This is a genomic window from Microtetraspora fusca, assembly GCF_001570365.1.
In the GTDB taxonomy this organism is placed as follows: Bacteria; Actinomycetota; Actinomycetes; order Streptosporangiales; family Streptosporangiaceae; genus Microtetraspora; species Microtetraspora fusca.
Window position 1 is genome coordinate 160,581 of record NZ_BBYK01000047.1, and the last position, 14,047, is coordinate 174,627.

General features: G+C 71.7%; 15 protein-coding genes. 8 read left to right on the plus strand and 7 right to left on the minus strand.

All coding sequences use genetic code 11. The features are described from left to right. The first annotated feature begins 427 nt into the window (after positions 1-427). Positions 428-781 carry a DoxX family protein gene (locus tag AWQ68_RS17340; RefSeq protein ID WP_066941560.1) on the plus strand — a complete coding sequence of 118 codons (354 nt, stop codon included), beginning with the start codon at positions 428-430 and terminating at the stop codon, positions 779-781. A 56-nt stretch (positions 782-837) separates the two neighbouring features. Then, the gene (locus AWQ68_RS17345; RefSeq protein WP_066941562.1) at positions 838-1,113 is read left to right on the plus strand and encodes an LUD domain-containing protein; all 276 of its coding nucleotides are present in this window, start codon (positions 838-840) and stop codon (positions 1,111-1,113) included. Positions 1,114-1,332: 219 nt separating this feature from the next. Here the strand turns inward: AWQ68_RS17345 and AWQ68_RS17350 are convergent, their stop codons facing one another. Beyond that, on the minus strand, positions 1,333-1,992 hold the full coding sequence (locus AWQ68_RS17350) for a response regulator transcription factor (RefSeq protein ID WP_066941563.1): 660 nt from the start codon (positions 1,990-1,992) through the stop codon (positions 1,333-1,335). Continuing rightward, positions 1,965-3,242: a sensor histidine kinase gene (locus tag AWQ68_RS17355; RefSeq protein WP_066941565.1), complete on the minus strand. Its 1,278-nt coding sequence runs from the start codon at positions 3,240-3,242 to the stop codon at positions 1,965-1,967. Before AWQ68_RS17355 ends, AWQ68_RS17350 begins: the two co-directional genes overlap by 28 nt. Positions 3,243-3,376: 134 nt before the next feature. Between AWQ68_RS17355 and AWQ68_RS17360 the strand changes: the two genes are divergently transcribed. After that, entirely contained in the window at positions 3,377-3,985 is a 609-nt protein-coding gene (locus AWQ68_RS17360; RefSeq protein WP_066941567.1) for a class I SAM-dependent methyltransferase, read from the plus strand. Continuing rightward, complete coding sequence (locus AWQ68_RS17365) at positions 3,978-4,574, plus strand: DedA family protein (RefSeq protein WP_066941569.1); 597 nt, start codon at positions 3,978-3,980, stop codon at positions 4,572-4,574. Before AWQ68_RS17360 ends, AWQ68_RS17365 begins: the two co-directional genes overlap by 8 nt. A gap of 137 nt (positions 4,575-4,711) precedes the next feature. Here AWQ68_RS17365 and AWQ68_RS17370 read toward each other — a convergent pair whose 3' ends face one another. Next, entirely contained in the window at positions 4,712-5,866 is a 1,155-nt protein-coding gene (locus AWQ68_RS17370; protein ID WP_066941571.1) for an FAD-dependent monooxygenase, read from the minus strand. Between the two features lie 86 nt (positions 5,867-5,952). Between AWQ68_RS17370 and AWQ68_RS17375 the strand changes: the two genes are divergently transcribed. The 3 genes from AWQ68_RS17375 (at position 5,953) to AWQ68_RS17385 (ending at position 7,785) form a co-directional block, all read left to right on the plus strand. After that, positions 5,953-6,627, plus strand: coding sequence for a TetR/AcrR family transcriptional regulator (locus AWQ68_RS17375; RefSeq protein WP_084464108.1), 675 nt, complete (start codon positions 5,953-5,955; stop codon positions 6,625-6,627). A 350-nt stretch (positions 6,628-6,977) separates the two neighbouring features. Beyond that, positions 6,978-7,343: an RNHCP domain-containing protein gene (locus AWQ68_RS17380; protein WP_066941573.1), complete on the plus strand. Its 366-nt coding sequence runs from the start codon at positions 6,978-6,980 to the stop codon at positions 7,341-7,343. A 34-nt stretch (positions 7,344-7,377) separates the two neighbouring features. After that, positions 7,378-7,785, plus strand: a complete 408-nt coding sequence (locus AWQ68_RS17385; RefSeq protein ID WP_066941575.1) for an RNHCP domain-containing protein — start codon at positions 7,378-7,380, stop codon at positions 7,783-7,785. Between the two features lie 65 nt (positions 7,786-7,850). Here AWQ68_RS17385 and AWQ68_RS40925 read toward each other — a convergent pair whose 3' ends face one another. Next, positions 7,851-7,997: a hypothetical protein gene (locus AWQ68_RS40925; protein WP_218006906.1), complete on the minus strand. Its 147-nt coding sequence runs from the start codon at positions 7,995-7,997 to the stop codon at positions 7,851-7,853. 83 nt (positions 7,998-8,080) lie between these two features. Here AWQ68_RS40925 and AWQ68_RS17390 point away from each other — a divergent pair, with 83 nt between their 5' ends. Continuing rightward, on the plus strand, positions 8,081-9,172 hold the full coding sequence (locus tag AWQ68_RS17390; RefSeq protein ID WP_066941577.1) for a sulfite oxidase: 1,092 nt from the start codon (positions 8,081-8,083) through the stop codon (positions 9,170-9,172). Between the two features lie 3 nt (positions 9,173-9,175). Here the strand turns inward: AWQ68_RS17390 and AWQ68_RS17395 are convergent, their stop codons facing one another. The 3 genes from AWQ68_RS17395 to AWQ68_RS17405 form a co-directional block, all read right to left on the minus strand. Beyond that, positions 9,176-10,600, minus strand: a complete 1,425-nt coding sequence (locus tag AWQ68_RS17395; RefSeq protein WP_066941579.1) for a dihydrolipoyl dehydrogenase family protein — start codon at positions 10,598-10,600, stop codon at positions 9,176-9,178. A 154-nt stretch (positions 10,601-10,754) separates the two neighbouring features. Further along, positions 10,755-12,251 carry a class II fumarate hydratase gene (fumC, locus tag AWQ68_RS17400; RefSeq protein ID WP_084464121.1) on the minus strand — a complete coding sequence of 499 codons (1,497 nt, stop codon included), beginning with the start codon at positions 12,249-12,251 and terminating at the stop codon, positions 10,755-10,757. 2 nt (positions 12,252-12,253) lie between these two features. Beyond that, positions 12,254-13,981, minus strand: coding sequence for an NAD-dependent malic enzyme (locus tag AWQ68_RS17405; protein WP_066941582.1), 1,728 nt, complete (start codon positions 13,979-13,981; stop codon positions 12,254-12,256). Positions 13,982-14,047: the final 66 nt, after the last annotated feature.

Genomic DNA, 14,047 nt, shown 5'->3' on the forward strand with positions numbered 1-14,047 from the left:
GCCGAGAGGGTTCGCCCTCTCCCCGTCCCGCTTCTGCCCGGCTCGATGCCGTCGGCGAAACCAAGGCGGCCGACGCCGCATCGGCGGGTGTCGTCGGCGACCGAGACCCACCCGGAACAGGCGCTCGCCATGGCTGCCGTAAACCGCCCGGCTCACCGTTCGGCTCGACGGCGGGCCTCGGCGTGCGTCCGCGTCACTCGCCCACGCTGTTCGCCGCCAGCACGGCGAACGCGATGGAGATTCCCCTGGCAGCGCCACCGGCGGCAGAACACTGCTTGATAGCGGTCGGCCTCACCGGCCCGCGCGCCGTGCTCGTATCGCTGCTGATCGTCCCCGGTGGGGCCACCCTTGTTGGCGCGCCCGAAATAACTTCTGATAGAAAACAGTTCAGCCACTGAAGTAAATGCCCGTGAGGAGACCCGCGACCATGTTCATCGCCACCGCCGTCCTGTCCGTCCTGCTGGCCCTCGCCTTTACCGGAGCCGGCTTCCCGAAGGTCTCCGGCAAGGACGAAATGGCGGCTCAGCTCGCCAGACTCGGCGTGCCTACCGGGCTCATGCGCGTCATCGGCGGGCTGGAGATCGTCGGAGCCGTCGGCCTGGTCGTCGGGCTGTGGGTCGGAGTGCTCGGCGTCGCGGCCGCGCTCGGCCTGGCGCTCCTCATGGCCGGCGCCGTCGCGACTCACATCAAAGCTCGCGACACGGCCAAGGGCACCTTGCCGTCGCTGGTTCTGCTGGTGCTCAGCGCGGTCACGGCCAGCCTTGCCCTGGTCGCCCTTTAAAGCGCGAAGTCGCCGGGCCTGTCGCGCAAGCCACAAGATCAATGAGAGGTTCCCTGATGACCCCCACTCACACGACCGATACTGGTCTCCCGATCGACATCCGATTCGCACGATCCGCAACCGAAGAGCAGCTCCACCGAACCGCAGCAGCCCTACGGGAGAAGGGCTACGCCGTCGAGATCGTCGACACCGCGGCCGAGGCTCGCGCCGTCGTCACGCGGCTGCTGCCCACCGACAAGAGCATCTTCACCGTCTCCAGCGAAACGCTTCGAGTGTCCGGGCTGGACGATGACATCAACGCATCGGAACGCTTCGACGCCGTACGCATGTAATCAGGAAAGATGACTTTTCGCGTGCAATGCGATTTCCTGGAGATGAATCAGGTATGGTCTACCACCCGGTACAGACTCGAAGATCGGTCGGCTCCTGGGCGGGCGCGCGCCGGGGCAGGACCTGTCCACCAAACCGGGCCAACTTCACTTGAGCCGTAGGAGCTGGTCTGCTGGGCTTGCCTGCGTCGTGGCGGGTGGCACGGACGGCCGCGCCGGGCGTCAACCGCGTAGGTAGGTCACGACCGCGAGGACCCGGCGGTGGTCGTCCTCGGCCGGGGGCAGGTCGAGCTTGGTCAGGATGTTGCCGATGTGCTTGCCCACGGCGGCCTCGGATATCACCAGACCCCTGGCGATGGCCGCGTTGGACCGGCCCTCGGCCATCAGCGCGAGGACCTCCCGCTCGCGTGGCGAGAGCCGTTCGAGCGGGTCGCGCCGGCGGCGCAGCAACTGCCTCACCACCTCGGGGTCCACCACCGTTCCGCCCGCGGCGACGCTGAGCAGCGCGTCCACGAACTCCTCCACGTCGCCGACCCGGTCCTTGAGCAGGTAGCCCACCCCGGTGCCGTCCCCGGAGTCCAGCAACTCACTCGCGTAGGTCTGCTCGACGTACTGGCTCAGCACGAGAACCGGCAGCCGCGGGTCCGCCGAACGGAGCGCCACCGCGGCCCGCAGGCCCTCGTCGGTGAAGCCCGGCGGCATCCGCACGTCGGTGACCACGATGTCGGGGGCGTGCGCGCGCACCGCCTCGACGAGCCCGTCGGCGTCGCCCACGGTGGCCGCCACATGGTGCCCGAAGCGGTTGAGCAACCCGGCCAGCCCCTCGCGGAGCAGCACGCCGTCCTCGGCGAGGACTATCGAGAGGGGGCGATCGAGGCGCACGGGATCTCCACTCGTAGCAGGGTCGGCCCGCCGGGCGGGCTGGAGAGCATCAGTCTGCCGTCCGCCACCGAGACGCGGTCGGCGAGCCCCGCCAGGCCGGTGCCCACTGAGGGGTCCGCGCCGCCCACGCCGTCGTCGCGGATCTCCACGACCAGCCCGGCACCGTCCAGACGTCCGATGACCGACGCGGTGCGGGCGCCGCTGTGCTTGGCCACGTTCGTCAGCGCCTCGGAGATCACGAAGTAGACGGCGGACTCCACGAACTCGGGCAGCCGTCCGGGAAGTTCGATCGCGACCTCGACGGGCACCGGGGAGCGGTCGGCGACGTCGGCGACGGCCGCGGGCAGCCCCCGATCGGTGAGGATCTGCGGGTGGATCCCCCTGATCAGGTCGCGTACCTCGGCCAGCGCGAGCTTCGCCTGCTCGTGCGCCTTCGTGACGAGATCGGCCGCCTCCGCGCCCTCCGACAGCTTGGCCAGGCCGAGCGTCATGGTCAGCGCGACCAGCCGTTGCTGGGCCCCGTCGTGCAGGTCCCGCTCGATCCGCCGCCGTTCCACCTCGAACGCCTCCACCAACCGGGTCCTGGACCGGGTCAGCTCCTCGAGCCGCTGCCCGCTCTCGGTGTCCCGGGACACGAGGAGCAGCCGGGCCAGTGAGCCGTGCGCGGCGGCGAGCAACGTCAGCGGATAGAGGGCCAGGGCGAGCCAGATCACCCCCAGCGCGAGTGCCGCGAATGCGCCCAGATCCGTGTCGACCAGCCAGAACTTCAGCACCCTCACCTCACCCATCTGGGCGCGCAGGACCGGTGTGAGGATCATCGACGCCGGCCCGCCGAGGCCGAACACGACCGCCAGCAGCTCGATCGGCCAGAGCACGGTGATCATCAGGACCACGTAGGCCAGCTCCCGCCAGGTGGCGGGCTCCTGCAGGCGCAGCCCCACCCACCCGCGCAGCCCCGGACGGTCGGGCCGGCGGTGCGGCGTGTCGGCCGGCTCCGGGTCGATGATCCGCAGCCGGCGGCGTTCCAAGGCGGCCACCGGTATCCCGCTGAACCCCAGCGCCAGCAGCAGCGGGATGCCCACCACCAGCAACGCCAGGATCGTGCTCACGAACAGCGCGAAGAGGAACGCCACCAGGACGACCTCGCCGAGGAGCACGCCGGTGACCAGGTAGGCCACCGAGCGCCACGGCCAGGCGGTACGCAACAGGTCCCACCGAACGAGGGCCCGCCAGGCCGCCGATGACTGCATCCCCAGACAGTACGGCCCGTGCCGTCCGACCGGCCAGCGGCCTGGATCCACCCGGCAGGTATGGCCAGCCCTACCCCGAGGACTAGGTTCTGGCGTCCTGCGGACGGCGTCCCCGCGACGATCTCATTGGGTCCATGAAGACAGCCTTGGCCCCGGACCTGCGGGCGTTCATGTCGGTCGCGCTGCGCAGGCAGGGGGTCGTGGGCGCGATCGCGCCGAGTTCTCCCTCGCTGGCCAGAGCCCTGACCGCGGTGGTGCCCACGAGCGGCACACCGGTGGTGGTCGAGCTCGGCCCGGGAACCGGATCGATCAGCGAGGCCATCCGGGAGCGGCTCTCCCCCGGCGCACGGCACCTCGCCGTCGAGATCGAGCCGGACCTCGTCACGCACCTGCGCCGGACCAAGCCGTGGATGGAGACCATCCACGGCGACGCCGCCGACCTCGGCGCGCTCCTGGCACGCGCGGGCGTGGACCGGGTGGACGCGGTCGTCAGCACGCTGCCCTGGTCGCTGTTCCCCGGCCGGCGTCAGGAGCGGATCCTCGGCGAGGTGGGCCGGGTGCTCGCGCCGACCGGGGCCTTCACCACCGTGACCTACCTGCACGCCGTACCGCTCGCCGGGGCCAGGGCCCTGCGGCGGCGGCTGCGGTCGGCCTTCGACGAGGTGCTGACCACCGGGCCCGTCTGGCGGAACCTGCCGCCGGGGATGGCGTACGTCTGCCGCAGGCCGGTCGCCGGTGTCTGATCTGCTCGGCCGGTTCTCCCCGCCGCTGCTGCTCGCGGTCGCGTGGATGCTGCTGACTGCCGAGGCCGGACTGCTGATCGGCGTCGCCCTGCCCGGGACGAGCGTGCTCGTCGCGCTCGGCTACTTCGCCCATCTGGGCGTGGTGCCGCTGGGCGGCGCGATCGGGGTCGCGGCCTGCGCGGCGGTGACCGGCACCCAGATCTCCTATCTGTGGGGACGGCGCCGGGAGGGCGCCCCGTCGTTCCACCGGTTCGCGCCCGGCCGCTGGGACCGGCCGCGCGAGCTGCTCGGACGGCACGGCCGCTGGGCCGTGGTCGCGGCCCAGTGGTTCGGCAGCGCGCGCACGCTCACCCCCCGGCTCGCGGGCTGGGCCGGCATGCCGTACCGCACCTTCGTCACCGCGAGCCTGCCCACGGCCTGCGCGTGGGCGGCGACCCTGGTCACCGTCAGCTACCACGTCGCACCGGAGATCGTTCAGCGGTTCACCGCCCATCTCGCCGTGGCGGGACCGGTGACGGTCGCGATCGCGCTCGTCCTGCTCTGGGTGACCCGGAGCCGGGCGAAGGTGCTGGGGAGGCGCCGACGCTGAGCGCGGCCGGGTACGCGGGCGGATCTACGCTCTGCGGAAAGCGCGCTTCAGCCGCGAGGGGCGCGGCGGTGTCTGGACTGAGGAACGAGTGGGGAGCGAGGGACGAGCGACTCCGAGCGACGAGGGAAGACATCGCCTCAAGGCGCCCCGAGCCGCCGAGCGAAGCGAGGCAAGTAGACGAAGGCGGCGGCCGCGACGGGCCACAGGTGGGCGGCCAGGTTCCGCGCCAGGATGCCGCCCCGCGTCGCGGGCACCAGCAGCGCCGACGCCTGTCCCATGTTCCGCTGCTTGGGATCGACCAGGCGCCGATGCGCGGCCTCGTACCGGCGGAAGGCCGCCTCGGGGTCGTCCGGACCGGCGGCCAGTTCCTCGGCGAGGGTGAACGCGCCGGCCATGGCCATGGTGGAGCCGTCTCCGAACAGCGACACGCAGGACGCGGCGTCACCGAGGAGCACGACCCGGCCGTTCCACCAGCGCGGCAGGCGCACCTGACTCACCGAGTCGAAGTAGAGGTCGTCGGCGGCGCGCACCTGCTCCAGCAACTCGGGCGCGCGCCAGGACACGTCCGCGTAGGCTCCGGTCAGCATTCGCTTGTGCTGCTCGACGTCGCGGTGGTCGAAGCCGGGCTCCGCCGGGCTCCGGTAGAGGAAGAACGCGCCGCTGGACGTGGGGCTGACGGCGACCGCCTTGCCGGGCGTGTTGTGCATGACGACGTCCCTGCCTGATCCGGCCCCGCCGCCGAGCGGCGACGTCGCGACGTACAGGCCCATGTGGCGCACGAACCCGCTCTCTTTCCCGAACGTCAGCCGACGGGTCGTCGAATGCAGGCCGTCGGCGCCGATCACCAGGTCGAAGCGGCGGGGCCCGGCGCGGTCGAAGGTGACCTCGACCCCGTGCTCATCCTGGTCGAGGGTCGCGATGGAGTCGTCGAAGAGGAACTCGGCGTGGTCGCGGCTCGCCTCGTACAGGATCGACGCGAGATCGCCGCGCGGTAACTCGACCTCGTCCGGCTGCTGAAAGGCGCGCATGTCCATCCGGCCGACGCGCCTGCCCGCCGCGTCGACGAAGGTGAGGCCCGTCGTGCCGGTGGCCGCGGCGCGCAGCCGGGGCATGACGCCCATCCGTTCGGCGACGCGTACGGCGGGGCCTCTGACGTCCACCGGGTTCCCACTGGAGCGCAGCGTTCCGGCCCGTTCGACGACGGTGACACGGAAGCCGTGCCTGGCCAGCCAGTAGGCCGCCGTCGGCCCGCCGACGCCGGCTCCGGAGATCAGCACTGTCCGCTCGGTCATGACTCCTCCACTAACCGGATGAATTTCCTCCGCTTATTTTCACGGTAACCTAACCGGAGGAGAATCGTCCAGTTCCTGGTTCGGGGGTGGCAGTGGAGACGGAGAAGCCGCAGGGCACGGCAGGGCTGCGCGCCGACGCGCGCCGCAATCGCGACCTGATCGTCGCGGCCGCCCAGAACCTGTTCCTGGAGCAGGGCGTCGACGTGCCGCTGGAGGAGGTGGCGCGCCGGGCGGGCGTCGGCATCGGCACGCTGTACCGCCGTTTCCCGGACCGGGACGCGTTGCTCGGCGCCGTCTGCGAGGAGGGCCTGCGCCGCATGGCGGAGCTGGCGGAGACCGCCTGGCGCGAGGAGCCCGACGCCTGGCACGCGCTGTGCCGTTTCCTGCGCGACAGCATCGAGCTGCGGGTGGGCGTGCTCTCGGCGAAGATCGAGCCGCACCTGCACCAGCGGCTCCGCGCCGGCCGCGAACTGCACGAGATACGGCAGCGGGTGATCGCCCTCGTCGTCCGGATGACCGAGCAGGCGCAGGCGAGCGGCGCGCTGCGCCACGACATCGGCCCCGGAGACGTCGCCCTGCTGCTGACCCTGCACGTCTACACGCCGCCGAGCATGCCCGACGAGCCGGCCATGGCCCGCGTGGTGGAGATCATGCTGAACGGCCTGCGCGCCGTTCCGGGCTCCTCCCTTCCCGGGGTCGCCCTCGACCGCGACGACCTGCGCCGCTACACCGCGGTGGAGCACCCTCCCGCCGCCGGGTGACGCCGATCCGCCTCGGCGGCGAAGCGGCTTTCCCCTGCCGCGAAAAACCGTTCGCGGGCCGGCGCGGGCCGTTGTTATGCTCCCCGGGCACTCTGTCAGTGAACTCCGGGCCGTCGCGCCCTAGAAAGCAGTTGATGTATGCCCCGGTCAGCGCCGAGCGCGCCTTTCTGTGCCCTGGGTGGGTCCTGCCACTGACGTGTCACCTGTCGGTTCGGCCGGGCCCCGGTGCACCGACGTTTCCGTGTGTTCGCGTACCCGCGTGAACACCGTCGGCGGATGAACGCCTCCCAAGGCCCGCTCGGCGCTTCCTTGCTGCCCTCGTCAAGACATTCAGCAAGGAGTTTCTCCCGATGTCGAACGACATCCCGAGTTCCGTTCTCAGGACCACGACCTTCCAGTGCGTGCGCTGCGGCCTCACCGTGACCGCGTTCGCCCCGGACGGCCGCCGGCGCAACCACTGCCCGAGGTGCCTGTACTCCCAGCACGTCCGGGACCAGGTCGAAGGCGGGCCGTCGGAGTGCCGCTCCGGCATGTCCCCGATCGCCATCGCGGTGCTCCGCACCGGCGACTGGGAACTCATCCACAACTGCACCCGTTGCGGCGAGCTGACGTCCAACCCCATCTGCGGAGACGACAACCAGTTCATCCTCATGCGGATGGCGGTCCGTCCGCTCGCCCAGCCACCGTTCCCGCTCGAAACCTTCGGCGATCTGTGACGCGCCCCCGGTGACGAGAGGACGGAAGACGGCAATGCCACGACGGAAACCGCAGCAGCGGAGGCCGCAACGGCGCAAGGACGTGCTGCACGGGCCGGGCGGTGAGCGGGGCGACGCGTTCCGGTGCACCAACTGCCGGCTCGATGTGCCGCTGACGGCGCCCGGCACGGCGCACCGCAACCACTGTCCGCACTGCCTGACGAGTCTGCACGTCGACGGCCGGATCCCCGGCGATCGACGTGAGACGTGTCGCGGGCGCATGGCGGCGGTGGGTGTGACGGCCCGGCGCGACGGGGAATGGCTGCTCATTCACCACTGCCTGGCCTGCGGGAAGCTGAGCGTCAACCGGATCGCCGGAGACGACAACGCGCTCACCCTCCTGCGCCTGGCCATGCGACCGCTGGCCGCCGGTCCGCCCTTCAGCGCGCAACTCGCGCTCTGAGTCCGGCGGACACCTGGAGCCCCGCCGCCGTCCGTCACGACGGCGGCGGGGCTCCGCTCTTTTCCCTACGGCGCGTCAGGCAGGGCGAGACAGCGCATACGGCGCAGCTGACGGTCGTAGCCGCCGCAGCTGATGAAGTCGGCCAGCGTGAGCTGGTCCGTGACGCCCGACCAGAGCTCGCGCGGCCCCTTGGCGGCGACGATGTCGTCCACCAGCCGGCCGGGCAAAACCAGTGGCCGCCTCGCGGGACCGTCGGTCACGCATCGCCGTACTCGCCTCGGGGTACCCGTGAAGCATGACTAAGTGGGACAAAAGGGATGACATGCTCGTCCACACGGACGAGCCGTTCAACGCCGAGCCGCCCACGCCCGCCCTGGCGGAGCGGCTGACCACGCCGCTCGACGCCTTCTACAGCCGCAACCACGGGCCCGTCCCCCGCGTCGACCCGGCCGCCTGGCGACTGGAGGTGGACGGGCTGGTCGAGCGGCCGGCGCGACTCTCGCTGGAGGAGCTGCGCTCCCGCTTCCTCGCGCACGAGGTGATCGCGACGCTGCAGTGCGCGGGCAACCGCCGTGCCGAGCTGATCGAGGTCCGCGACATCCCCGGCGAGGACCCCTGGCGGTCCGGCGCCGTTTCCACGGCGTCCTGGACCGGTGCGCGCCTCTCCGACGTGCTCTCCGAGGCGGGCCTGCGCCCCGAGGCCGCGCACGTCGCCTTCGGGGCGCCGGACATGGTGCGGGAGGCGGACCCGCCCCAGCCCTACGGCGGCTCCATCCCCGTGGCCAAGGCCACCGCGGACGAGGTGCTGCTGGCGTGGGCGATGAACGGCCATCCCCTGCCCGCCGTCCACGGCGCCCCGCTGCGCGCGATCGTGCCGGGCTGGATCGGCGCCCGCAGCGTGAAATGGCTCGACCGCGTCACCGCCCAGGCGGAACCTTCCGGCGGCTACTTCCAGGCCGTCGCGTACCGGATGCTGCCGCCCGACGCCGACCCGTCCCGGTGCGGGCCGGGGTCCGGAATCCCGCTCGGGCCGGTCGCCCTCACCTGCGACATCCTGCGTCCCGAGCACGGCTCCCGGGTGCCGCCCGGACCGACCGAGATCACCGGGTACGCGTTCGCGGGCGACGGTCGCGGCGTCGCCCGCGTGGACGTCTCCCCGGACGCCGGGCGTACCTGGACCCAGGCGAAGCTGGACGCGCCGGCGAGCCCCTGGGCCTGGCAGCACTGGCGCACCACCCTCGTCCTGCCCGAGGGCGAGGCGGAGATCGTCGCCCGCGCCTGGGACGGCGCGGGCGCCACGCACCCCGAGTCACCGGCGGCGCTGTGGAACCCCAGGGGCTACGCCAACACCTCCTGGGGGCGGCTGCGCCTCACCTGCCGCCGCTGACCGTCACAGGCCGTACTCCTCCAGCAGATGGAGCCAGATCTCACTCACGGTCGGGAACGACGGGACGGCGTGCCACAACCGGTCGAGGGTGACCTCGCCGATCACCGCGACGGTGGCCGAGTGGAGAAGGTCGACCACGGCCGGACCGACGAACGTGACACCGAGAAGCACGCGACGGTCCTCGTCCACGACCAGCTTCGCCCGGCCGGTGTAGCCCTCGGCCTGCAGGTACGCGCCGGAGACCGCGCCGATGTCGTACTCCACGGCGCGTACGGCGAAGCCGTCGGCGCGGGCCCGCGCCTCCGTGCGGCCGACCGCGCAGACCTGCGGATCGGTGAAGACGACCTGGGGCGCGCCCCGGTCGTCGGCGATGTCGCGCGTCGCCCGCAGGTTGTCGGGCCGCCCCTGGGCGCGGGCGGCGATCACGTCGCCGCATATCCGGCCCTGGTATTTGCCCATGTGGGTGAGCAGGTTGCGCCCGTTGACGTCGCCCACGGCGTAGAGCCAGCCGTCGGAGACGCCCGTCGCCCGCATGCTCGCGTCCACCTCGATCGGGCCGACCGCAGGCAGGCCGATCGTGTCCAGGCCGATGTCGCCGACGGCGGCCCGCCGTCCGGTGCCGACGAGGATCTCATCGGCCTCGATCACCGAGCCGTCGTCGGTGTGGACGGTCACCGGGCCACCCGGGACAGGCCGCTCCACGCGCACGCACGAGCGGCCGAAGCGCACGTCGATCCCCGAGTCCCGGAACGACTTGGCCACCAGCTCGCCGGCGAACGGCTCGGTCCGGGCGAGCAGGCGGTCGCCGCGTACGAACATGATCGTCTCCTGGGCGCCGAGGGAGTGCAGCGCCTGGGACATCTCGCAGGCGACGGCCCCGCCGCCGATCACGGCCAGCCGCTTGGGCACCTGCTGGACGCTGGTCGCCTCCCGGTTCGTCCACGGACGTGCCTCGCGCAATCCGGGCGTGTCGGGGATCCACGGGTCGCTGCCGGTGGCGATGACGACGGCGTGCCGGGCCCGCAGCGGCCGGACGCCGCCGTCCGGTGCCGTCACCTCGACCCGCAACGGCCCGGCCAGGCGTCCCCGGCCCCGGACGAACGTCGCCGGGACGTTCTCGATCCAGCTCACCTGGCCGCCGTCGTCGAGGTGGGACACGGTCTCGTCGCGGCGGGCCAGCACCGCGGGGGCGTCGATCGGGCCGCGCAGCTCCAGCCCGGGGACCCGGCTCACCTCGGCCGCGAGACCCATCGGCCGCAGCAGCGCCTTGCTCGGGATGCACGCGTAGTAGGCGCACTCCCCGCCCGCCAGACGCTCCTCGACGACCGCGGCCGTCAGACCGCCCCGTACGGCACGCTTCGCGACGTTCTCCCCGACGGGTCCCGCGCCTATCACGATCACATCGAAAACGTCGGCCTCGTTCGCCATCGGCACCTCCGTCGCCGCAGGTCAGAGCAGGTCGGACCGCTGTGTGGACAGCGCTCGGACCAGTCTGTCACCGCCTCGGACGGCGGCGCGGAAAGCCAGGGAAAAGGGCGAATGCCGCGATCGCCCAGGTTGTTCCACATGGGGACGCGGCGGGTCAGCGGGAGCCGCCTGTGGCGTCCCCGGCTCCGGCCTCGGCGACTCCGGGGCGGGTGAGGTTCTCCGGGACGACGACGCGTTCGTACAGTTCGCGGCTGACCCCGGACTTCAGCGCGGCTTCCTCCAGGGTCAGGTCCTCGTCGAGGGCGCGGTGGGCGATCCGGGCGGCCTTGTCGTAGCCGATGACCGGGCTGAGCGCGGTGACCATCATGATGGAGCGTCGCAGGTTGTCGGCAAGTCTGCCGTGGTTCAGGCGGGCACCTTCGACGAGGTAGCGGCGGAAGTGCTCGATCATGTCCGCGAGGATCCGCGCCGAACGCAGAACGTTGTCGATGATGACCGGGCGGAACGCGTTGAGTTCGAAGTTGCCCTCCCCACCGGCGATCGAGACAGCAGTGTCGTTGCCGATCACCTGGACGGCCACCATCAGCATCGCTTCGGCCTGGGTCGGGTTGACCTTGCCCGGCATGATCGACGAGCCCGGCTCGTTCGAGGGGAGGACGAGCTCCTGGAGGCCGGTTCGCGGCCCGGACGCCAGCCAGCGCAGGTCGTTGGCGAACTTGAACAGCGGCGCGACCAGGGCGCGCATCGCCGCGGACACGCGTACGAGCGCGTCGCAGGAGGCCTGGGCGGCGAACTTGTTGGGCGCGCCGGTGAAGGGGCGACCGGTCAGCTCGGCCAGCCGCGCGGCCACCTCGTCGCCGAAGCCGGGCGGCGCGTTCAGGCCGGTGCCGACCGCGGTCCCCCCGATCGCCAGCCGGTACAGCTCGCGCGTCACATGGCGCAGATGGTCGGTGGCGTCGGCGAGCTGTGCGGCGTATCCGGACCACTCCTGGCCGACGGTGAGCGGGGTGGCGTCCTCCAGGTGGGTTCGGCCGATCTTGACCACGTGTTCCCATTCGCGGCTCTTCGCCTCCGCGGCGTGCCGCAACCGGTCCAGGGCGGGCAGCAGCCTGGCCTCGATCATCTGGACGGCGGCCATGTGCATGGCGGTGACGAAGGTGTCGTTGGAGGACTGGCACATGTTCACGTGGTCGTTCGGGTGCACGGGGTGCTTGCTGCCGAGCTCGCCTCCGACAAGCTGGATCGCCCGGTTGGAGATGACCTCGTTGACGTTCATGTTCGACTGGGTGCCCGAGCCGGTCTGCCAGACGTACAGGGGGAACTCCGTGTCGAGGTCGCCGCGGACCACCTCGTCGGCGACGCGCGCGATGAGGTCGGCCTTCCAGTGGGGCAGCCGCCCGGCCGCGCCGTTGACGATCGCCGCGGCCTTCTTGATGTAGCCGTACGCGTGGTAGACCTCCTTCGGCATGCGGTCGTCGCCGATGTCGAAGTGGATCAGCGACCGTTGGGTCTGCGCTCCCCAGTAGTGGTCGGCCGGCACCTCGATCTCGCCGATGGAGTCCGTCTCGGTGCGGGTGCCGGAGCCCGTGAGCCCGATGGGCACGTCCCGTACGGGCGGCCCGGAGCCGGCGCGTCGATCGTCCGCGGTCACGGCTACCGCCCCCTGACCCGCCGGTACACCGGCTGCCACATCGCGTCCTGAACCTGCTGGACAGGGTCCTTGAGGTCGACGCGGGCCAGGTTCTCCCGCGCGGCCTGCTCGGCCACCGCGACCGCGACGGTCGCCGACACCTCCCGCAGGTTCTCCACCTGGGGCAGCAGCGACGCGCCCGGAGCCGTCACGTCCACCATGCCGCCCACGGCCTCGGCCGCGGCCTGCAGCATGCCGTCGCTGACCCGCCGCGCGCGGGACACGATCGTGCCCAGTCCCAGTCCCGGGTACAGCAGCGCGTTATTGGCCTGCGCGATCGTGTAGGTCACCCGGCCGTACGTGATCGGGTTGACCGGGATGCCGGTGGCGATCAGGGCCCGGCCGTCGGTCCAGCGCAGCAGGTCGGCGGGCATCGCCTCGATCCGCTCGGTGGGATTGGAGATCGGGAAGATGACGGGCCGGTCGACGCCGGCCGCCATCGCGCGGACCACCTGCTCGGTGAAGGCCCCGTGCGCGGTCGAGGTGCCGAGCAGCATCGTCGGCTTGACCCGCTCGACCACCTCCGGCAGGCCGATGCCGCCGTCCCGCTTCCAGTCGCGCACCTCCTCGGCGGGCCTGGCGTACGGAGTCTGGAAGTCCCGCAGGTCGGTCATGTCGTCGAGGAGCAGGCCCTGCTTGTCGACGGGCCAGATCCGCCGGGTCGCGGCGTCCGGATCCAGGCCGTCCCGCACCATCGCCGACCGCAGTTGGTCGGCGATCCCGATGCCCGCGGTGCCGGCGCCGAAGACGACGATCCGCTGGTCGCGCATCGGCGTCCCGGACGCCCGGACGGCGCCCAGCATGGCGGCCAGCACGATGGCGCCGGTCCCCTGCATGTCGTCGTTGAAGGTGGGGATGGCGCCGGTGTACTTCTCCAGGATCCGCCGCCCGTTGGAGGGTCCGAAGTCCTCCCAGTGCAGCAGCGCGCCGGGGAACATCCGGGTGGCGGTGGTGACGTACGCGTCGATGAAGTCGTCGTAGCGTCGCCCGCGCACCCGCGCGTGCCGGTTGCCGACGTAGCCGGGATCGTTCAGCAGGCCCTCGTTGTCGGTGCCGACGTCGAGCGCCACCGGCACGGCGCGTGCCGGGTCGATCCCGGCTGCGGCGGTGTAGACGGCGAGCTTGCCGGCCGCGATCCCGGCGCCGCCGCCGACGCCCCAGTCGCCGATGCCGAGGATCTCCTCGGCATCGGAGGCCACCACCAGATCCACGTCGTCCGGGCCCAGCCCCAGGTCGGCGAAGGCGCGCTCGATGCCGTCCACGTCGTCGACGGACAGGTAGACGCCCCGAGGCCGACGGTATTCGTGGCTGTAGTTCTCGATGGCCTGCGCGACCGTGGGGTCGTAGACGATCGGGAGCATCTCCCGCAGGTGGTCGGACAGCAGGCGGTAATACAACACCTCGTCGCGGTCGCGCAGGGCCTCCAGGTAGATGTTCTTCAGCAGGTCGGTCGCCTGCGCCCGGTACTGGGCGTACCCCCGGCGCGCCTGCTGGTCGAGCGTCTCCACCGCCGTCGGCAGCAGACCGTGCAGGTCGAGTTCGTCGCGTTCCTCGACGGTGAACGCGGTCCCCTTGTTCAGCAGCGGCTCGCGCAGCACCTCCAGCCCGCGTGCGGAGGTGAGGTACCCCTCGTCCGTCTCTTCGAACACCCGGTTGGCACCGGCCGGCCGCCGATTCTCCTCGCCCGCCATCGCGCCTTCACCCTTTCCCAACAAGGAGCCCACAAGGAGCACGGTCCGTCTGCCCCTGCCCGCGAG